This is a genomic window from Parafrankia sp. EUN1f (assembly GCF_000177675.1).
Classification (GTDB): Bacteria; Actinomycetota; Actinomycetes; order Frankiales; family Frankiaceae; genus Parafrankia.
In genome coordinates, this window is the sequence record NZ_ADGX01000078.1 from 1 (window position 1) to 18,619 (window position 18,619).

18 protein-coding genes are annotated in these 18,619 nt (G+C 71.3%); 11 read left to right on the forward strand and 7 right to left on the reverse strand.

The genetic code is table 11. From position 1 onward, the window contains the following. The 5 genes from FREUN1FDRAFT_RS22180 to FREUN1FDRAFT_RS22200 all read right to left on the reverse strand — a co-directional run. Nucleotides 1-1,369: PEP/pyruvate-binding domain-containing protein (locus FREUN1FDRAFT_RS22180; protein ID WP_006542437.1), on the reverse strand; the 1,369-nt coding region annotated here is incomplete at its 3' end. Continuing rightward, a complete protein-coding gene (locus tag FREUN1FDRAFT_RS22185) occupies nucleotides 1,366-1,998 on the reverse strand; it encodes a CBS domain-containing protein (RefSeq protein ID WP_232295336.1) in 633 nt (210 codons plus the stop codon). The genes FREUN1FDRAFT_RS22180 and FREUN1FDRAFT_RS22185, both read right to left, overlap by 4 nt. Nucleotides 1,999-2,137: 139 nt before the next feature. Next, complete coding sequence (locus FREUN1FDRAFT_RS22190; RefSeq protein ID WP_006542439.1) at nucleotides 2,138-2,743, reverse strand: DoxX family protein; 606 nt, start codon at nucleotides 2,741-2,743, stop codon at nucleotides 2,138-2,140. 160 nt (nucleotides 2,744-2,903) lie between these two features. Continuing rightward, the gene (locus FREUN1FDRAFT_RS22195) at nucleotides 2,904-4,250 is read right to left on the reverse strand and encodes an acyltransferase (protein ID WP_006542440.1); all 1,347 of its coding nucleotides are present in this window, start codon (nucleotides 4,248-4,250) and stop codon (nucleotides 2,904-2,906) included. A gap of 110 nt (nucleotides 4,251-4,360) precedes the next feature. Continuing rightward, on the reverse strand, nucleotides 4,361-5,080 hold the full coding sequence (locus tag FREUN1FDRAFT_RS22200) for an alpha/beta fold hydrolase (protein ID WP_006542441.1): 720 nt from the start codon (nucleotides 5,078-5,080) through the stop codon (nucleotides 4,361-4,363). 215 nt (nucleotides 5,081-5,295) lie between these two features. Here FREUN1FDRAFT_RS22200 and FREUN1FDRAFT_RS22205 point away from each other — a divergent pair, with 215 nt between their 5' ends. Continuing rightward, entirely contained in the window at nucleotides 5,296-5,925 is a 630-nt protein-coding gene (locus tag FREUN1FDRAFT_RS22205) for a TetR/AcrR family transcriptional regulator (RefSeq protein WP_006542442.1), read from the forward strand. Nucleotides 5,926-6,078: 153 nt separating this feature from the next. Here FREUN1FDRAFT_RS22205 and FREUN1FDRAFT_RS22210 read toward each other — a convergent pair whose 3' ends face one another. Next, the gene (locus tag FREUN1FDRAFT_RS22210) at nucleotides 6,079-7,143 is read right to left on the reverse strand and encodes an aminoglycoside phosphotransferase family protein (RefSeq protein WP_006542443.1); all 1,065 of its coding nucleotides are present in this window, start codon (nucleotides 7,141-7,143) and stop codon (nucleotides 6,079-6,081) included. Nucleotides 7,144-7,328: 185 nt separating this feature from the next. Beyond that, nucleotides 7,329-8,633: an ABC transporter substrate-binding protein gene (locus FREUN1FDRAFT_RS22215; protein ID WP_006542444.1), complete on the reverse strand. Its 1,305-nt coding sequence runs from the start codon at nucleotides 8,631-8,633 to the stop codon at nucleotides 7,329-7,331. A 684-nt stretch (nucleotides 8,634-9,317) separates the two neighbouring features. Here FREUN1FDRAFT_RS22215 and FREUN1FDRAFT_RS22225 point away from each other — a divergent pair. The 10 genes from FREUN1FDRAFT_RS22225 (at nucleotide 9,318) to FREUN1FDRAFT_RS22270 (ending at nucleotide 18,583) form a co-directional block, all read left to right on the forward strand. Then, nucleotides 9,318-10,529 (forward strand): CaiB/BaiF CoA-transferase family protein, encoded by a 1,212-nt coding sequence (locus FREUN1FDRAFT_RS22225; RefSeq protein WP_006542445.1) that lies wholly within the window; start codon nucleotides 9,318-9,320, stop codon nucleotides 10,527-10,529. Beyond that, the gene (locus FREUN1FDRAFT_RS22230) at nucleotides 10,526-11,002 is read left to right on the forward strand and encodes a Zn-ribbon domain-containing OB-fold protein (RefSeq protein WP_006542446.1); all 477 of its coding nucleotides are present in this window, start codon (nucleotides 10,526-10,528) and stop codon (nucleotides 11,000-11,002) included. The genes FREUN1FDRAFT_RS22225 and FREUN1FDRAFT_RS22230 overlap by 4 nt, the downstream gene beginning before the upstream one ends. Next, nucleotides 10,999-12,201, forward strand: a complete 1,203-nt coding sequence (locus FREUN1FDRAFT_RS22235; RefSeq protein WP_006542447.1) for a thiolase family protein — start codon at nucleotides 10,999-11,001, stop codon at nucleotides 12,199-12,201. The genes FREUN1FDRAFT_RS22230 and FREUN1FDRAFT_RS22235 overlap by 4 nt, the downstream gene beginning before the upstream one ends. Before the next feature lie 44 nt (nucleotides 12,202-12,245). Next, nucleotides 12,246-13,715 (forward strand): aldehyde dehydrogenase family protein, encoded by a 1,470-nt coding sequence (locus FREUN1FDRAFT_RS22240; RefSeq protein WP_006542448.1) that lies wholly within the window; start codon nucleotides 12,246-12,248, stop codon nucleotides 13,713-13,715. Nucleotides 13,716-13,798: 83 nt separating this feature from the next. Continuing rightward, the gene (locus FREUN1FDRAFT_RS22245) at nucleotides 13,799-15,016 is read left to right on the forward strand and encodes an amidohydrolase family protein (protein ID WP_006542449.1); all 1,218 of its coding nucleotides are present in this window, start codon (nucleotides 13,799-13,801) and stop codon (nucleotides 15,014-15,016) included. A gap of 3 nt (nucleotides 15,017-15,019) precedes the next feature. Further along, a complete protein-coding gene (locus FREUN1FDRAFT_RS40700) occupies nucleotides 15,020-15,286 on the forward strand; it encodes a ferredoxin (protein ID WP_006542450.1) in 267 nt (88 codons plus the stop codon). Then, nucleotides 15,283-16,074 carry an SDR family NAD(P)-dependent oxidoreductase gene (locus FREUN1FDRAFT_RS22255; protein ID WP_006542451.1) on the forward strand — a complete coding sequence of 264 codons (792 nt, stop codon included), beginning with the start codon at nucleotides 15,283-15,285 and terminating at the stop codon, nucleotides 16,072-16,074. The genes FREUN1FDRAFT_RS40700 and FREUN1FDRAFT_RS22255 overlap by 4 nt, the downstream gene beginning before the upstream one ends. A 7-nt stretch (nucleotides 16,075-16,081) precedes the next feature. Continuing rightward, the gene (locus FREUN1FDRAFT_RS22260) at nucleotides 16,082-17,323 is read left to right on the forward strand and encodes a cytochrome P450 (protein WP_006542452.1); all 1,242 of its coding nucleotides are present in this window, start codon (nucleotides 16,082-16,084) and stop codon (nucleotides 17,321-17,323) included. Nucleotides 17,324-17,399: 76 nt separating this feature from the next. Next, on the forward strand, nucleotides 17,400-17,834 hold the full coding sequence (locus tag FREUN1FDRAFT_RS22265) for a nitroreductase family deazaflavin-dependent oxidoreductase (RefSeq protein WP_006542453.1): 435 nt from the start codon (nucleotides 17,400-17,402) through the stop codon (nucleotides 17,832-17,834). Nucleotides 17,835-17,854: 20 nt separating this feature from the next. Then, nucleotides 17,855-18,583 carry a TetR/AcrR family transcriptional regulator gene (locus FREUN1FDRAFT_RS22270; RefSeq protein ID WP_006542454.1) on the forward strand — a complete coding sequence of 243 codons (729 nt, stop codon included), beginning with the start codon at nucleotides 17,855-17,857 and terminating at the stop codon, nucleotides 18,581-18,583. Nucleotides 18,584-18,619: the final 36 nt, after the last annotated feature.

Consider the following 18,619-nt stretch of genomic DNA (forward strand, 5'->3'; position numbering starts at 1 on the left):
CCACGCCCACGCCCACGCCCACGCCCGCGCTCTCGACCACGCCGAGGGCGCCGTCGACGATGACGTGGTCGCCCGTGTGCAGGGTGGACGTCGCCGTGCTCGTCCCCACGACGCAGGGGACGCCGAGTTCGCGGGCGACGATCGCGGCGTGGCAGGTGATGCCGCCGCTGTCGGTGACCACAGCGGCGGCACGGCGGATGACGGGTACCCAGTCCGGCGAGGTCATCGCGGCGACCAGGACCTCGCCGGTGGCGAACCCGGCCGCCTCGCCGGGCGAGGCGAGGACGCGGACCTTTCCGCCGGCCCGGCCCGGCGCGCCACCCCGGCCGGTCAGCAGGACCGTGCCGGCCGGCGCCATGCCAACAGACGCCATGCCGGAGCGCGGCAGCACACCCGGGTCCGGGCCGCCGGGTGCCGCGGCCGCGCCGGTGGTGACGGGGCGGGCCTGCACGAGGTGGATGTGGCGGCCCTCGATCGCCCACTCAATGTCCTGCGGCCGGCCGAAATGGTCCTCGACCTGCAGAGCGAGCCGGGCAAGGCCCAGAATCTCGTCAGCGGAGAGGGCCTGCCGACCATCCTGCGTCGCCATGCCGACGGCGAGGTCGTGTCCGTCGGTGCCACGGACTATCTGATGGCTCTGCGCGCCGGTCCGGGCGTCGACGAGCCGTAGGCCGTCCTTGTCCACGATGTATGTGTCGGGGATGACCTTGCCGCCGACGACGACCTCACCGAGCCCGAAGGCGGCTTCGATCACGATCCGGGACCTGTCACCGGTCAGCGGGTCGGCCGAGAACATCACGCCTGACCGCTCCGCGTCGATCATCCGCTGGACCACGACCGCGATCTCGGGTTCAGCCACCAGGCGGCGGCTGGCCCGGTAGGCGACGACCCGCGGCCCGTACAGCGACGCCCAGCAGTCGCGAACCCGGGCGAGGAGTTCCGCCTCACCGGAGACGTTGGTGAACGTGCTGTTCATGCCCGCGAAGGAGGCGTCGGCCGCGTCCTCGGCCGTCGCCGACGACCGCACCGCCACCGGGCCGCCGCCCAGCTCCCGGTAGGCCCGCGAGATCGCCTGGCGCAGCGGCTCCGGGACGGGCGCCGCCGCGATGCGTGCCCGCAACTCCCCGGCGACCTGCGCGAGCTGCGCGGAGTCGTCCGGGTCGATCCGCGCGGCACGAGTGGCGATCTCCGAGCGCATCCTGGCCGTCTCGACGACGTCGACGTACGCGGACGCCGTGACGACGAAACCAGGTGGCACGGGCAACCCGGCGCGGGTCAGCTCTCCGAGGTTCGCGCCTTTGCCCCCGACCTGGTCGACGTCGTCCGCGCCGATCTCCTTGAACCACGCGATCCAACGGCGCTCGCTCACCGGCCGGCCTCCCTGCCGCTCGCCCCGGCCGCACCGATCGGCTGGGCGATCTCCAGGCCCAGCACCCCGGGGACGTCGCAAACGAGCCGTCTCAGCACGGCGAGATCCGAGGCATCGGCGTCGAAGACGCCGAGGTTCGAGATCCGAACCCTCCCGTGTAGCACCTCGATGTGGGGCGAACCGTGGACCCCGGCCGCTTCCACCGCTGCGCGGACGTCCTGGGCGACCGTCTGGTCGGGGCGGGCGAGCAGCCGGAGCAGGTCACTGCGGCTGATGATGCCGACCAGCATTCCGGCTTCGTCCAGGATCGGTACGCGCGAGATGTGCTGGGCCAGCATGACGCCGACGATGTCCGCGATGTCGGTGTCGACTCTGGCCGTGACGACCGGCGACGACATCAACTCGCCGACAGTGCCTGGTGCGGCCGGCCGCGGATTGCGATCACGGCGGGCGTGCAGCCTCGAGTCGGGTCGGGCCTCGAGGGCGATGAAGTCCGCCTCCGTCACGATGCCGACCAGCTCACCCTGAGCGGAGACCACCGGCACGGCGCCGATTCCCCGCAGGGCGAGAAGCCGCGCGACGTCCTTCACCGGCACGTCGGGTGTCACGATACTGAGCTTGCGCGTCATCAGTTCTCCGGCACGCATCGCCGCCGCCTTTCCAGGAGGAATCAGTTCGCCCGGCGCCGCCGAATGGATTTGTATCGGGTCCATCCGGCGGCCGCTTTTCAGGAAAGCTCGGGTCCGTCCCGCCACGAGACGGGGGAGTTCAGATCAGGTAGGGCCGGCCGCGGGTGACTGCGGTGCGCTCCCACCAGCCCCCGAGACCAAAGGAACGACCGGCGCCGAAGACGGCGAGAACACCGAGGAGCAGGGCGTAGACGAGGTGGTCGTCCATGAAGGGGTTGTTCTCCGGGGGAAGAACCGCGGCCCACATGAGGACGAGCAGAGTGGCACCCGTGACGGCGGCGGCGCGCATGCCGACACCGAGGACGAGGGCGGCTCCGATACCGGCCAGGCCGATCATGAACAGCCAGTCGGCCCAGGCGGCGCCCGCGATGTCGTGGTAGATCCCGGCGAAAGGCCCGGTGGCCGCGTGGGCCAGGAAACCCTCGGTGGGGCTGCCGCCGTTGACCCAGGCCTGGGCTGAGGTGGTCTCGTGGCCCAGGCCGAACAGCTTGTCGACGAAGGCCCACAGGAAGACCCAGCCGAGGCTGACCCGGGTGACCGCGAGCAGGACGTCGGCGGCGACGCTGTGGCGTCCTGGGTGGGGGCGGTGGTTGAGGTCACCCAGGGGCGAGCGGACCGCCGCGGTGGCCTTCGTACCGGTGGTGGCAGGCATCGTGTCCTCCTCGATCGGGATGACCATCAGCATGTCGCCAGCCGAACGTCCCTCCGAGTGAGCTACCTCCTGCCACCTATGGGCGGATGGTCCTGGTCCGGACGGGACCGCCGGACACCCGGCAACCCACGGTCAGCGGAGGTCCCCGCTACCGGGGACCGCTGGCCCCGAACCACGGCACCGCTGCCGGCGCTCAGCCCGGACGGCATCCTCGTGACAGGCGCAGTGCGGTGGCGCCGATCAGGTAGGTGAGAAGGCCGCTGGCAGGCATGCCGACGATGTAGTTCCCCGTCCGGGGGGTCAGGTTGTTGCTGAGCAGCCCGGCGATGACCGCGGCGAAGGCGGCCAGGGTCAGCCCAAGGCGCGGAATCGGCGTACTGACCGTACTGACGACGCGTTCCAGCCGTGGTGGGCACGGGGCGGGCGCGAGGCGCGGGCCGTGTACCTCGATCCGGCCGAATATCGTGACCAGGATGGTCAGAGCCACGGTCAGCATGACCAGCCACGGCAGCCGCCAGAGCCACCATGCCGCGGTCGCCGCCGGCGGCGTCGGCAGGGCGTCCAGTGCGTTCAGGAGACCGACGACCAGCAGCACAGCGCTCATGTGCCACAGGAACACGGTGAGCACCACCGTGTTCACCGCCACCACCGCCTGCCAGGGCCGGGCGCGACGCAGCCAGCGCTCGGCCGGGTCGCGCAGCATCAGCACCAGGCCCAGCTGGAACGCGGTGTCCGCGAGCAGCGCCAGCGTCGGCGGGGACGCGTTGTGCATCCGCTGCCCGGAGACGTCGATCATGCTGATCGAGTAGGGCCCGGGCACGGTCAGGAGGAACACCACGGCCAGCCCGCCGACCAGCAGGGGCAGCCACAGCTGCGGCCGGAACGACAGCTGGCCGCCCTGCCAGGCGAAACCGATCTGGTGAATCGCCAGCCAGCCGAAGACGAAGTTGCCGTCACCCCAGGCGTCCGCGCCGCACAGCCGGGCCAGGTCGCCCAGCCCGACCAGGACGACCAGCACCGCCGGCACGCGCCAGCCGTGGTGCTGATGTAGCCGGAACATGACCGGCGCCAGCAGCACCACGACGAGGTAGGCGGACAGGAACCACAGCGGGATCGACGCGACCCAGACGGCCATCCGGGTCAGATCGGGGTCCGCCCCGGACAGGCGGGCGATGAGCGCGCTGCCGGCGAGTACGACTAAAAGAGTGGTGGTGGGTGGGACCAGACGCCCGGCCCGGTTCTGCAGCCAGGTGGCGGCGTCGCCGCCTCGGCGACGGTGCGAGGTCAGGGAGGCGGCGTTGGCGTATCCGCCGACGATGAAGAACAACGGCATCACCTGAACCAGCCAGGTGATCGGATATGCCCACGGCTGCGACTCCAGCGCCGAGTGCCCGGTCAACTCGCCGCGTTCGTCGTACTCGAGCACGCTGATGAGCCAATGGCCGAGGACGACGAGAACGATCGCTGTCGCGCGTAGCAGGTCGATGTAGCGCTCGCGCGAGGCCGGGGTCCTCTCGGCCCGTTCGCGTAGCGCGCCCACGGCGGCAGCCTAGGGTCCCCGGCGGCCTGCCGCCCGCCGATCTGACCGGTGCTGGCCATGCCGACCACGCCACCTTCGCCGGAGGCTTCGGCGGCGCGCCTGGCGACGGATCAGGAGCTGGCCACGTCGACGAGAGCGTCGGTGACCGCCTGTGGCTCAGTGATCATGAGGTCGTGCCCGGTGTCGATGTCCCAGAGCCGGCCGGCGGCGCGGGCCTTCGATGTCAGCTCCGGGTCCCTGGTCGCCAGGGTGGAGGTGCAGACGATGTGGTACTGCGGGATCGCCCACAGGGCGTCCTCGTTGGTGAGGGTCAGCGGCTGCTCGAAGCACCGCCAGGGGTGCGGGGTCAGCCGGTCGGCCATCCAGGCGATGTCGTCCGGGTCGGTCACCCCGTAGAAGGTGCCGGCTTCGGGGAACGGGATGAGCACGAGCTCGACACCGTCCACGACCTTCCCCATCGGGCGGGTGGCGGCGATGATCGGCCCGGCGACGTCGAGCAGCGACTGGCCGTTGACCGGGTTCGCCGCGTCGAGGTAGACGAGGCGCCCGATCCGGTCCGCGGCACGGTCGGCGACGCCGGTGATGACCATGCCGCCGTAGCTGTGCCCGACCAGGATCACGTCACGCAGGTTCTCGTGGTGCAGCAGCGCGACAACGTCCTGGATGTGCAGGTCGAGGTCGATGTGGGGGCCGACGAGGTGCGCCCGCTCACCTAAGCCGGTCAGCGTCGGCGTGTACACCTCGTGCCCGGCCGCCCGCAGCAGCCGTGCCACCGGCTGATAGCACCAGCCACCGTGGCCGCCGCCGTGTACGAGGACGTATGTAGCCATTTGATGCCGTCTCCTCCGCACGATGGCGCCGGTCGAGTTGGTGCCTGACGGAACCATCGAAACCTGGATTAACCACCCGAGTAACGAGGTTACTAGAGTAACCGTGTTACTCTGAGGGCGTCAACCGAGATCGTCGCGGCTGATGCGGCGGCTGGGCGCAGGGGGCGTGCTGGCGGGGAGACGGACGCTGGGAACACATCGAGGGGGCCGGCGCGGTGGCGGAGTCACGGTCGGCCGACGCGATCATCGATGTCGTCGTCGCGCTGCTGGAGTCCGAGGGCTACGACGCGGTCCAGCTACGTCTGGTGGCTCGTGAGGCCCGCGTCTCGCTCGCCACGATCTACAAGCTTTTCGGCACCCGTGACGAACTGATCGTCGCCGCCGTCGAACGGTGGATGGCGCGGAACAGCTGCGCGCCGGTGCCCGCCCCGCCACCCGGCGAGAGCCTCTACGACGGCCTGATGAGGGTGTTCCGGCACGTCTTCGAACCATGGGAGCGCAGCCCGCGCCTGCTCGAGGCCTACCACAAGGCCCGTGCCACGCCGCCCGGCGATCGGCTCGAACAGCAGACCATGACCATCATCGAGCCCGCGGGCCGTGCCGTGCTCGCGGCCGGCGAGCCCGGCTACGTCAGCGACATCGGCCTCCTGCTGACCAACGTCGCCTACGCCGTCGTCGCCCGGTTCGCCGTCGGCGAGATCGACATCACCGCCATCCTCCCGACACTCGAGCGTGCCGCGTACCGGCTCACCGCGAACAACGAGCCCGCCGCCAGAGCGGCCTCCGCGCCTGCGGTCGCGCCCCGCCGGGCCAAGCGGCGGCCGCAGCACCGCGAGGGCGCATGATTCCGCATCGGTAGACGCCGCATCAGTCCGCGTTCGCCCGCTGTTGCCGCGGTGCTCCAAGGCGCAGTGGTGACCAGGCCGAGGCGGACGGTGGAGCGGTCGGCCGGCGCGAACGCTCCGGCGTCGGGCAGCGGCACGACGACCAACCGCCGGTCAGGCGCCGACCGCGGCGAAGACGTCGTGGTCGGCGGCCGCCGTGCCGAGCCGCTCCAGGAGCGCCGCGGTGATGGGCGGGTCGACCTTCACCGTGATGCCCCAGAGGTAGAAGCCGTGCAGGATCCCGCGGCCGATGGCGCGCCATGCCTCGTCCCACTCCGGCGCCTGCACCCCGCCTGCCCGCAGCCGGTCAAGGTAGTGCGAGAGGAGGTCGCGTTCGCTGCGGCGGCGGTCCGCGACGGTCAGCGCGGACGCGATGTGATAGCCGACGTCGATGTACCAGGGGCCGCGCTGGACCAGCTGCCAGTCCAGGAAGGACGGGCGTCCCGCGCCGTCGAGGAAGAGGTTCCCGATGTGCGGATCACCGTGGATCACGGCCCACGGTGACGCGGCGGCGGTTTCGGCGGCCAACCTGCGGTAGGCCGCCACCAGGCGTTCGGCGTCGCGCGTCTCGTCGGGTACTCCGGCGCCGATCCAGCAGGCGAAGTTGGCGGAGATCTCGGGCAGGCCGCGTCCCCGGAGATAGCTGTCCAGCCGGCTCCGCAGCCATCCGACGTCCGCGAGGGAGGGATCGGCCCAGGTCGCCGCGTGCAGGGTGGCCAGCTGGTCGAGGCTGTCGGCGGCCTGGTCCGGCGTGTAGTCGCTCAGCCCGTCGAGGAAGACGCCGCCCTCGGCCACCACATCCTCGGTGATGACGATGTTCGCGTCGGTGCGCGTGTCGACGTCCGCGAAGACACTTCGCAGGGTGCGGATTCCGGCGCGGTCGGCGAGATCCCGGTAGAAGCTGGTCTCGGGCACCCCGGCGGGGCTCGCCGGCCGGCCGATCTCGCTGAAGTAGCCCTTGGCACACAGGTGGGGCGACAGGCCCTTCGGGACTCCGCCGGTGCAGTCGATGCGGAACCGGGCGTTGGTCGAGACCCGGCTGACCACCGGGCCGGGGGTGACCTCGACGATCTCGATCCCCGGGTAGCGGATCGCCAGCGCTTTGTTGAGCCATCCAGGGGAGAGCACCTCGTGGAGCTCGTCGGGTAAGGCGACCACGGATGCGGATTCGGAAGACACGGCTTTCCCCTCTTGTCAGGCACAGCGCCCTCTTGTCGGGCACAGCGCGCCCGCCCTGGTCAGGCAGGCTCTGAAACGGGTGCTGGGGCGGAGGCGGGTGGGGGCGCAGCCGGGGCCCGACGGCCGCCGGACCGGTGGAGGCGGCGGTCCGGCGGCGCGCCGGGCCCCGGCAGGCCCGGCGCCGGTCAGGCCCCGGCGACCTCGTAGCTCGTCGGGTATCCCTTGTCGTCAAGCGTGCTGATCAGGCCGCCCTGTACGCAGGAGGCGGGCGCTGTGGAGGCCGCCTTGCCGCCGCACTGGAACTTCTGCCCGCCCGAGCCGGGCAGCTCCTTCTCCGGCATCGTCTTCAGCGCGTTGATGATCGTCGCAGGGGTGACCTCACCGGTGAGGTCCTCCAGCGCCGTCTGCAGGCCCGCGACCGCCGTGAAGATGTTGATGCCGGCGATCTTGCTGGTGTCGATGTTCTTGCCGTAGGTGGCGGCGATCGCGTTGTACAGGCGGGTCGACGGGTTGTCCGTACCGACCGGGGCGATGGCGGAGATGCTGATGCCCTTGAGTTGGTCACCGGAGATGGCGGTCCGGGTCGAGTCGGTGACGCACTGGGCGATGGCACTGATCGGGCCGGTGAACCCGACCGCGTTCAGCCCGTTGAGAGCGCTGATGCAGAACGAGTCGTTGCCGAGGATGAACACCTCACCGTCGTCCTTCGCGATCTGCTGCATCTGCGGCGTCATGTCGGCGGTGCCGATCGGGACGGCGACCAGCTCGAACTCGATGCCCGCCTTCTTGTAGATCGCGGGCGCGCTGGCCTCGAGCGCTCCCTTCGCCGCCGGGACGTCGATCACGACGGCGGTGACCTTCTTGACACCCTCCTTCTGCGCCACCTTGAGCGGGAGCCCGATGGTGCCGAAGGTCGCGTCGGCGAACGAGAACGTGCTCTTGGCGTCGGCCAGCAGCGCGGTGGCGCTGGTGGAGTAGAGGATCACGGGTATGCCGGCGTCGTGCAGCGGCGTCCAGGCGCTCTCCTGGGCGGCGACGCCGCCGATGACCACCGCGGCGACGTCCTGCTCGATCATGCGGTTCGCGCAGTCGGCGGTTATGCCGGGATCGGCCTGGGACGCGCAGGTGACCAGCTCGATCGGCCGCCCCGCGATGCCGGAGCGGTGCTCGTTGAGGTAGGCCACGGTCGCCTTGCCGGCCTCGATCTCGACCGACTGGTCGACGGTCGCCGCCTTCCCGTCGGAGACGAGCCCGATCCGCACCGGCTCGCCGGCGGCCTTCGCCACCGGTCCCAGTACCTCGGTCGCGTTCGTGGCATCGCCGGTGCCGCTGGCGCCACCGGCTGTGTCGGAGCTGTCGCTGCCACAGGCCGCGACCAGCAGCAGGCAGGCGGCCAACCCGCCCGCCACAGCGCCTAACCGGACCGCGGCCGGCCGCGGTGCCACCACTCGCCGACGTGTTGTCCCTCGGCGGAAGCCGTTCTGCCGCATGGGCGGATTACCTCGTTTCGCTTGTCAGCGGTCGACGATCAGGACCGGCGGCCGGTTGTTTCGGGGATCGGGAGGTCGATCGATCGGGAGGTCGATCGATCGGTGGGTGCGATCGATCGGTGAGGTGCGATCGGTGAGGTGCGATCGGCTGGTTCCGATCGGCTGTTCCGATCGGCTGGGTGTGATCGGCCACGGCGCCGGGCCGTGCGGTTCGCGGCCCGGGTTCGCGAGTCCCGAGGTCCGCGACCTGCGATGCCGGCCGCCGGATGACTGTGAGGAGGATCGCAACACCTCCGAGAGAAGTCAACGTTCTACCCAAAACGAGATGGGGTCTTCCCAAGAGGCATGTCGTCGGCCTACATTCGGGTCGTTCAGCTGACGACGGCGCCTCGCCCGTCTGGTCGCGCCCCAGCCCTTGATCGCAAGCTCCTGATCGTGCGCAGGGGCCGGGCCGCTCTGCCCGCGCGGGACTTCCGCGTCACCCGCGGGGACGCGTCGTCTCGATCACGAACCCGGCCCGGCCGAACAGACCGACCGGCACGCCGACCGGTAGACCGAACGACCGAACGACCGACCGAACGACCGAACGAACGACCGAACGAACGACCGAACGAACGACCGACCGAACGAACGACCGACCGACCGACTGAACCGACTGAACCGACGCAGAGGAGGAGGTGCCGCGTGGCGAAGGGGGCCTTCGACGGCTTACGTGTCGTCGAGCTCGCCCAGTGGGTGTTCGTGCCCGTCGCCGGTGCGCTGCTGGCGGACTGGGGCGCCGATGTGATCCGGGTCGAGCGGCCCGAGGGCGACCCCTACCGTGCGCTGGCCACCCAGGGCATCGGCACCGATGGCGGCGGCGTGAACCTCTCGGTCGCCCTGGCCAACAGGGGCAAGCGCTCCGTCGCCCTCAACCTGCGCACCGAGGCCGGTCGGGCGTCGCTCGACCAGCTACTCGAGTCGGCAGACGTCTTCCTGACCAGCTTCCGGCCCGGCGCCCTGGAGCGTCTGGGCCTCGGCGCCGAGGAGCTCACCCGGCGCTTTCCCCGCCTCGTCTACGCCCGAGGGCACGGTTTCGGTGCCCGCGGCCCGGGGGCCGACCGGCCGGGGTACGACTCGTCGGCCTTCTGGGCGCAGGGCGGCATGGCGCATGTGCTGACGCCACCGGACCGCGATGCGCCGATCGGCCAGCGCGGCGCGATGGGCGACCGCAACGGCGCGATGGCCCTGGCCTTCGGGATCGCCACCGCGCTGCTGGGCCGGGAACGGACCGGTGAAGGGTCGGTCGTCGACGTCTCGCTGCTGGCCACCGCGATGTGGACGCTGTCCTCAGACGTGCTGGCGGCCCTCGCCGGCGGGCGGCCGCGGGCCGCCAGCGGGCGGGCGGGGTACGTCAACCCGCTCGTCGGGGCGTACCGGACCAGCGACGGGCGGCACATCCAGCTGGTCTTCCTGGAGGCCGACCGATACTGGGCCGACTTCTGCCGCCTCGTCGGGCGCGACGACCTCGCCGCCGACCCGCGCTTCGCGGACCTGCGGGCCAGGGCCGAGAACCGCGAGGCCTGCGTCGCCGAGCTGGAGGCCGAGTTCGCGAAGCGCTCGTTCGACGAGTGGAAGGAGCTGCTCGGACGGATCGACGCGCCGTGGGCTCCCGTGCAGGCCGTGGAGGAGCTGCTCACCGACCCGCAGGTGCTCGCCAACGACTACCTCGGGGAGGTCGTCGTCGAGGGCGGGCCCAGGTATTCGCTGCCGAACGTGCCCGTACAGCTCGACGGGGCGCCGCCGGCACTGCGCCGGGCCCCGGAGCACGGCGAGCACACGGAGACGGTGCTGCTCGACCTCGGCTACACCTGGGAACAGATCGTCGAGCTCAAGGACGCCGGGGTGATCCCGTGACGGCCCAGCCGCGGACGACCGAAGGTCAGCCGACCCGGCCGTTACCGGTTCCGGACGCGGTGTCGTCCGGCTACTGGGAGGCGGCGGCCGGGGGAGTGCTCACCGTGGCTCGCTGCGGACGTTGCCGTGCCCACGCGATCCCACCCGGCCAGGTCTGCCCGTCCTGCGGCAGCACCGACCCCGGCTACGGCTTCGAGCCGGTCAGCGGGCGGGGCCTGGTGCGGTCCTGGACCGTCGTCCGCCAGGCGTTCCTGCCCGGGTTCTCCGCCGACGTGCCGTTCGTCCTCGTCGACGTCGAGCTCGCCGAACAGCCTGAACTGCGCATGATCGGCCGGCTGCTGGACGGCCCCGCGGCCCCCGGGCTGCGGCTCGGCGCCCAGGTCACGGCGGCGTTCGAGGACGTCGCTGCGGGGGTGGCCGTACCGGCCTTCCAGCTCGCGGACGCGTCCGGGCGGCCTGGGGAGGCGTCATGAGCCGCCGGTTCGCGGCGCGCGGCCAGGTCGCGATCGTCGGCTACGCGCACAGCGACGTGTGGCGGCACGCGCCCCGGCCGCTCGGCGCCCTCGCCGTCGACACCGCGCGCGAGGCCATCGCCGACGCGGGACTCAAGCCCGACGACGTCGACGGATTCGTGACGGCGCCGCTGTTCCCGACCGCCGGTGCGCACGCCGTCGAGGACGGGGTCAGCACCGTGACGGCGCAGTGGCTCGCCGAGCATCTCGGCGTCACCCCCGCCTACACGTCGGGATTCTCGGGGATCGGGCAGCTTCCCGGGGCGCTGGGGCTGGCGGTGGGCGCCCTTTCCAGCGGCGCCGCCGACTACGTGCTTCTGCACCGGGCGCTGCACAACCCGCCGGGTCGCTACCACGGCAATCCCCTGCGGGAGGCGGCCGGCTCCGCGCAGTGGACGGCACCGCAGGGCTTCTTCGGCCCGTTGCCGATGATCGCGCTGCCCTACAACGAATACCTCCAGCGCTACGGCGCCAGCCAGGAGGCGATGGCGGCCGTTGTGACGGAGGCGCGCAAGAACGGCGCGCGGATCCCGTGGTCCTACTGGCGCGACAAGCCGCTGGGCGCGGAGGAGTACCTCGCCGCGCCGATGATCAGTGACCCGATCCGCCGCTTCGACTGCGACCTGCCGGTCGACGGGGTGGCGGCGTTCGTCCTGACCTCCGCCGAGCGGGCCCGGGACCTGCCGCACCGGCCGGTTCACATCGCCGGGATCGCCACCGCCGCGCCGCCGCGCCGCCGGCTGCCGCTGCACTGGCCGCTCGACGACATCATGGCCGCCGGCACCGGGCTGGCCGGGCGGCTCTGGGAGGCGGCCGGGATCGGGCCGGGCGAGGTCGACCTGCCGCAGCTCTACGACGGTTTCTCGCCGTTCGTCTACTTCTGGCTCGAAGCCCTGGGGCTGTGCCCGGTGGGGGAGGCGCACCGCTTCGTCCAGGACGGGCGCATCGACAGCGACCGCCCCGACGGGCTGCCGGTGCTCTCCGGTGGCGGCGCCATCGGGAACGGCCGGATGCACGGCGTCCCCCAGATGCTCGAGTGCTACCTGCAGTTGTCCGGCCGGGCCGGGCCGCGCCAGCGCGAACGGGCGACGGTCGGCGTTGCCTGCCAGTCCTCGCCCCACTTCGGCGGCGCGGTCGTCTACACCACCGAGCCCGCCTGAGAGGCAGCCCGAGACAGGGCCCGAGACAGGAAGGAGCGAGCACCGTGACGGAGATCCTCGCCGAACGCCGCTCGTACATCGCCGGACGCTGGGTCGACGGCGACGAGTCGTTCGACGTCGAGAACCCGGCCGACGAGTCGGTCGTGACGAGCGTGGCCGCGGCGTCGCCGGCCGATGTGGAGCGGGCCATCCTCGCCGCGCGGGACAGTTTCGACCAGGGCACCTGGGCCGAGACCCCGGTGGCGGAGCGGGCGAGGGTGCTGCGTGCCCTGCTCGACCACATCGAGACACTGCACGCGCCGCTGGTCGCCAGCATGGTGGCCGAGGCCGGTCAGCCGGTGCTCTTCGCCGAGTTCGCGCAGTACGCGGCCGGGATCACGCTCGCCCGCAACACCATCGACCTCTACCTGTCGATGCCGCACGAGCAGGCCAACCCCGTCCCGCTCGACGAGCTGGTGCGCGGCGGGCTCAAGGCGAGCGTGCGCCGCCACGAGCCGGTCGGGGTCGTCTCGGCGATCACCCCCTACAACGGGGCGATCATCATGGCGTTCCAGAAGCTGATCCCGGCGCTGATGGCCGGCAACTCGGTCGTGCTGCGCCCGAGCCCGCTCACGCCGATCTCGTCGCTGGCCTTCGGCGCGGCGGCGGAAGCGGTGGGCCTGCCGCCCGGCGTGCTCAGCGTCGTGATCGAGCAGGGCTCGGCCGGGGCCGAGCTGCTCACCAGCCACCCGGCGGTGGACATGGTGTCCTTCACCGGCTCCACCGCGGTCGGCCGGAGCATCCTCGCCCAGGCCGCGCCCACGGTGAAGCGGGTCGCCCTCGAGCTCGGCGGCAAGTCGGCGCAGATCTACCTGCCGGACGCGGTGGAGCGGGTCGCCGCCGGTGCGGCGGCGGTGGTGGCGATGACCGCCGGGCAGGCGTGCGTCGCGGCCACCCGCATCCTGGTGCCCGCCGATCGCAAGGACGAGGTGGTCCAGATCGTCGCGCAGGCCTACTCCGCGCTGACCGTCGGCCCGCCGTCCGATCAGAAGGCCACAATGGGCCCGCTCATCAACGCCGCCGCCCGCGAGCGCTGCGCCCGGATCATCGCGGCGGCCGAACAGCACGGCGGCAAGGTCGCCCTCGGCGGCGGCCGCCCGGCCGGGCTGGACCGCGGCTACTACGTCGAGCCGACCGTCCTCGACCTGCCGGACAACAGCAACCCGGCGGCGCAGGAGGAGATCTTCGGCCCGGTCGTGAGCGTGCTCGGCTACCGCGACCTCGACGACGCGGTGCGCATCGCCAACGACAGCCCCTACGGGCTGGCCGGCCAGGTCTACGGCGCCGATCTCGCGGCGGCGACCTCGGTCGCGCGCCGGCTGCGCACCGGCGCGGTGAACGTCAACGCCGGCATGTTCAGCGCGTACGCCCCGAGCGGCGGCTACAAGCAGAGCGGCCTGGGCCGCGAACGGGGACCGGACGGCATCCGGGCGTTCCAGGAGGTCAAGCACATCGCTGTGGGCGAGCTGCGCTAGCGGCTCGCCCGGAGGACGCGGGCCCGCCCGTCCCGCCTCGCTTCGCCCGGACCTGACCAAGAGCAAGAGCAGGAGGAGGAGACATGACCTCTGACCCGAACGGCCTGAACCTCGACTGGCTGATCTCGGTCGACGACCACGTTCTCGAACCGCCGCACCTGTGGGTGGAGCGCGTCCCCGCCAAGGACCGCGACCGCGCTCCGCACATGGAGATCGACGACAGGGGGATGGACTTCTGGGTCTACGACGGCAAGAAGTTCCCCAGCTCGGGCCTGTCCGCGGTGGCCGGCAAGTCGAAGGAGGAGTTCTCCCCGGAGCCCCTCGCCTACAGCGAGATGCGCCCTGGCTGTTACGACGCCGCCGAGCGCATCAAGGACATGGACCAGGCCGGCGTCCTCGCGTCGCTGTGCTTCCCGACGCTGCCCAGGTTCTGCGGGCAGCTGTTCTACGAGGCCTCCGACCGGGACTTCGGCCTGGTCTGCCTGAAGGCCTACAACGACTGGATGATCGAGGAATGGTGCGGCGCGGCCCCCGGCCGGTACATCCCGCTCGTCCTCATCCCGCTCTGGGACCCGGCCCTGGCCGTGAAGGAGCTGGAGCGCTGCGCCGCGAAGGGCGCGACGTCGTTCGCGTTCTCCGAGAACCCGGAGCCGCTCGGCCTGCCGACGATCCATGATCCGTCCGGCTATTGGGAGCCGGTGATGGCCGCGGCCAACGACCTGGAGATGGTCGTGTCGATGCACGTCGGCTCGTCCTCGCAGGTGCCGAAGATCGCCTCGAACACCCCGTTCATGGCGAACCTGACCTGGGGCGCCATGCGTACCTCGGGAACCATGCTGTCCTGGCTGTTCTCCGGCCTGTTCCAGCGATACCCGAACCTGAGGATCGCCCTGTCGGAGGGTGAGGTCGGCTGGATGCCGTACTACCTGGAGCGGGCCGCGCAGGTTGTCGACAAGCAGCGCTACTGGGTCCAGCGGGGCGCGACGTTCGGGGACCACGGTGCCGCGACCAGCGTCGACCTGGACACCTTCGACGTCCGCCAGACTTTCCGCGACCACGTCTTCGGCTGCTTCATCGAGGACCACCACGGCATCGCCAGCATCGCCGAGATCGGCGAGGACAACATCATGTGCGAGACGGACTACCCGCACTCCGACTCCACCTGGCCCAACTGCATCCAGACGGTCAAGAGCATCATCAGCCACCTCCCGGCGCAGACCCAGTACAAGCTGCTGCGGGGCAACGCCGAGCGGCTCTACCGCTTCACCCCCGCCGCGCCGCCCGTGCTCGCGGGGGTCTGAAAAGTGGCTCAGATCGGCGCGGTCACGGTCGTGATCGACCGAGGGCGCTGCATCGGCAGCGGGATGTGCGTGATGTACGCGCCGGCGACCTTCGAGCACGACGACGCGGCCAAGGCCGTGCTCGTCGAGCCGATCGGCGACTCCCCCGAGACCGTGGAGAACGCGGTGGACGCCTGCCCCACCGGGGCACTGGCGCTGGCTCCGGCACCAGCTCCGGCCTCGGCCCCGGTGGCGGCTGACGCCTCCCCATCAGAGAGGGAACAAACATGAGTTCCACCGCACTGCTCGACGGCAGGAGCGCGATCGTGACCGGCGCCGGCTCGGGTGTCGGGCGGGCGTCGGCCCTGCGTTTCGCCGAGGAGGGCGCCCGGGTCGTGTGCGCCGACATCGATCTCGGCTCGGCGAAGGAGACGGTCCAGCTGGTCGAAGCCGCCGGCGGCACCGCCGTGGCCGTGGCCTGCGACGTCTCCCAGGAGGACGACGTGGCGGCGGCGGTCGCGGCCGCCGTGGACAGCTTCGGCCGGCTCGACATCATGTTCAACAACGCGGGGATCCCGACGCCGCGGCTGGGGGCGGGCTTCACCGACCACACGGTCGCCGACTTCGACCGGCTGGTCGCGGTCAACCTGCGCGGGGTGTTCCTCGGCTCCCGCCAGGCCGTGCTGAGGTTCCGCGAGCAGGGCGACGGCGGGGTCATCGTCAACACCGGCTCGGTCGCCGGCCTCGTCTCCTGGGGCGGCTCCGTATACGGCGCCACCAAGGCCGGGGTGCACCAGCTGACGCGCGCCGTGGCCATCGAGGGGGCGCCGTACGGCATCCGCGCCAACGCCATCTGCCCGGCGGGCATGCCGGCGACGAACTTCATGGCCGCCGGCGGCCTGCCGTCCAGCCCGGAGCTGCTGGAGGCGACGTCCCGGCAGGTCGGTGCCTCGCATCCGCTCGGCCGCCCGATCACCGCCGAGGACTGCGCCGAGGCCGCGGTCTTCCTCGCCTCGGACCGCGCCGCCAACATCACCGGCGTGCTGCTGCCCATCGACGGCGGATACGTGGCCAGGTGACGGACCGATGACGATGACCCACCTTCTCGACCGTGACCGGGTTCGCCGGCTGTTCGACCTGCGTAGCAGCTACAACGCGATCGCCGGCGGCGACTTCACCGACGACCCCTACCCGGCGTGGCGGCGGCTGCGTGAGCAGGCGCCGGTGCACGAGGGCACCGTCCACGAGCTGACCGGCTATCAGGGCCAGGCCAGCTTCCACGGCCTGCCGGAGCCGGACCGCCCGCACTTCTCCACGTTCAGCTTCGCCGTCTGCGACGAGGTCTACCGCAACGAGGAGCTGTTCTCCTCGTCGACGAGCCTCGGCCTGGACGGCGACGTCGGGGTCGGCGCCAGCCTGCTGACGATGGGCGGGAACCGGCACCGCCGCTACCGCGCCCTCGTCCAGCCGTCGTTCGTGCCGGCGAAGGCCAAGTGGTGGATCAGCAGGTACATCGAGGAGACGGTCCAGCTGCTGATCGACAGTTTTGTGGACGACGGCCGTGCTGAGCTCAACGTCGACTTCTGCGCGGCCATCCCGGTGCTGACGATCACCAGCAGCTTCGGCGTCCCGGTCGAGGAGGCCCTGGACATCCGCGAGGCGCTGCACCAGCCGGCGAAGGTGATCCAGCATCTCGCGCCGATCGTCGCGGCCCGCCGCGAACAGCCGCAGGACGACCTGATCAGCATCCTCGTCGAGGCGGAGGTCACCGACGAGGACGGCGTCCGGCACCAGCTGACCGACGCCGAGATCTACACGTTCGCCGTCCTGCTGCTGCTCGCGGGTTCCGGGACGACCTGGAAGCAGATGGGCATCACGCTGACCGCCCTGCTGACCCGCCCCGAGGTCCTGGCCGCCGTCCGGGAGGACCGGTCGCTGCTGCGGCCGGCGATCGAGGAGGCCGTGCGCTGGACACCCACCGACCCGATGTTCTCCCGGTGGGTCACCGAGGACGTCGACTTCCACGGCGTGCATCTGCCCAAGGGGTCGGTGCTGCACCTGTGCATCGGAGCGGCGAACCGGGACCCGGCCCGGTGGGATCGCCCCGACGAGTTCGACCTGCACCGGCCGATGAAGCGCTCCCTGGGCTTCGGTGGCGGGCCGCACATCTGCCTGGGCATGCATGTCGCCCGCGCCGAGATGGCGGTCGGCATCGGCGCCCTGCTGGACCGGCTGCCGAACCTGCGGCTCGACCCGGACGTGGCGCCGCCGCGGCTGATCGGGATGTACGAGCGCGGAGCAACCGAGATCCCCGTGCTGTTCGGCTGACGACCGCTGTTCGGCTGACAACGCTGTTCGGCTGACACCGCCGGCAGCAGACCAGACCATCCGAGAGGCGATGCTCATGAGTTCACCGGGCTACCAGGCGCCCGACCTCGCTCTTGTCGGCGCCGAGCACGTCCGGCGCTACCGGGAGACCGGCGGCGAGGTCGGCTACGAGTGGAACGGAGTGCACACCCTGCTGCTCACCACCACCGGGCGGCGCAGCGGCCAGCCGCGCACCAGTGCGCTGATCTTCGCCCGGGACGGGGACGACTACCTGGTCGTGGCGTCCAAGGGCGGCGCGCCGGAGCATCCCGAGTGGTACCGGAACCTGCTCGCGAACCCAGCGGCGGAGATCCAGGTGCAGGCGGAGCGCTTCACGGTCCGCGCGGCGACGGCCTCCGACGCGGAGAAAGCACGGCTGTGGGAGATCGTGACGAAGGTGTGGCCGAACTACGACGCCTATCAGACGCGTACCGAGCGGCCCATTCCGGTGGTGGTCCTGTCACCGGTCTGAGCGCGGGTACTGTTCCTCCCATGGGCTGGGCTGAACGTGCCGCCGACCGGTCGCCGGTGGTGCATCGCTCCCGCTCCCGCAGCATCCAGCAGACGCGGGGCATCGTGGACGCCGCGCGCCGCCTGATCGCCGTCAAGGGATCCTCCTTCACGACCCAGGAGCTCGTGAAGGAGGCCGGCGTCGCGATGCAGACGTTCTACCGGCACTTCACGGGAAAGGACCAGCTGCTTCTCGCCGTCATCGAGGACGTCGTGGCGGAGAGCGCCGTGCGGTTCGAGGAGGCAGCGCGGGCCATTCCCGATCCGCTGTCGCGGCTGCGGTACTACCTGACGACCACCGTGGACGGCCTGTTCGAGGACATCGGCTGGTCCCGGTTCGTCACGTCCGAGCACTGGCGCCTGCGCGAGCGCTTCCCGAAGGAGATAGCGGACGCCGACCAGCCCTTCACCGACCTGATCGAACGGGAGCTGCGGGCGGCCCAGGACGCCGGCCTGCTGCCGCCGAGCGATGTGGGCCGGGATGCGGAGATGGTCGCCCGGGTCGTCATGTCCGTGTTCCACCACTACGCGTTCGCCCATGGGCGCTGGTCGCCGCAGGACATCGGTGACTATCTCTGGGAGTTCTGCCTGGGCGGGATCAGCCGCGCGGACAACCCCCGGCTGACCGCCACCACTGTCGCACCGGCGGCCTCGGCGGGCCTGGAAACCGGTGGCCATCCGGCCGAGGAACAGCAGAACACCACCCCGTAGCTGTCGGCCGTGTAGCTGTCGTCCGTGTAGCTGTCG

Coding starts and splice junctions, on each gene's coding strand:
- FREUN1FDRAFT_RS22260 (WP_006542452.1), top strand. CDS start 16,082: ATGACGATGACCCACCTTCTCGACCGTGACCGGGTTCGCCGGCTGTTC.
- FREUN1FDRAFT_RS22255 (WP_006542451.1), top strand. CDS start 15,283: ATGAGTTCCACCGCACTGCTCGACGGCAGGAGCGCGATCGTGACCGGC.
- FREUN1FDRAFT_RS22185 (WP_232295336.1), bottom strand. CDS start 1,998: ATGACGCGCAAGCTCAGTATCGTGACACCCGACGTGCCGGTGAAGGAC.
- FREUN1FDRAFT_RS22215 (WP_006542444.1), bottom strand. CDS start 8,633: ATGCGGCAGAACGGCTTCCGCCGAGGGACAACACGTCGGCGAGTGGTG.
- FREUN1FDRAFT_RS22235 (WP_006542447.1), top strand. CDS start 10,999: ATGAGCCGCCGGTTCGCGGCGCGCGGCCAGGTCGCGATCGTCGGCTAC.
- FREUN1FDRAFT_RS22190 (WP_006542439.1), bottom strand. CDS start 2,743: ATGCTGATGGTCATCCCGATCGAGGAGGACACGATGCCTGCCACCACC.
- FREUN1FDRAFT_RS22270 (WP_006542454.1), top strand. CDS start 17,855: ATGGGCTGGGCTGAACGTGCCGCCGACCGGTCGCCGGTGGTGCATCGC.
- FREUN1FDRAFT_RS22265 (WP_006542453.1), top strand. CDS start 17,400: ATGAGTTCACCGGGCTACCAGGCGCCCGACCTCGCTCTTGTCGGCGCC.
- FREUN1FDRAFT_RS22200 (WP_006542441.1), bottom strand. CDS start 5,080: ATGGCTACATACGTCCTCGTACACGGCGGCGGCCACGGTGGCTGGTGC.
- FREUN1FDRAFT_RS22245 (WP_006542449.1), top strand. CDS start 13,799: ATGACCTCTGACCCGAACGGCCTGAACCTCGACTGGCTGATCTCGGTC.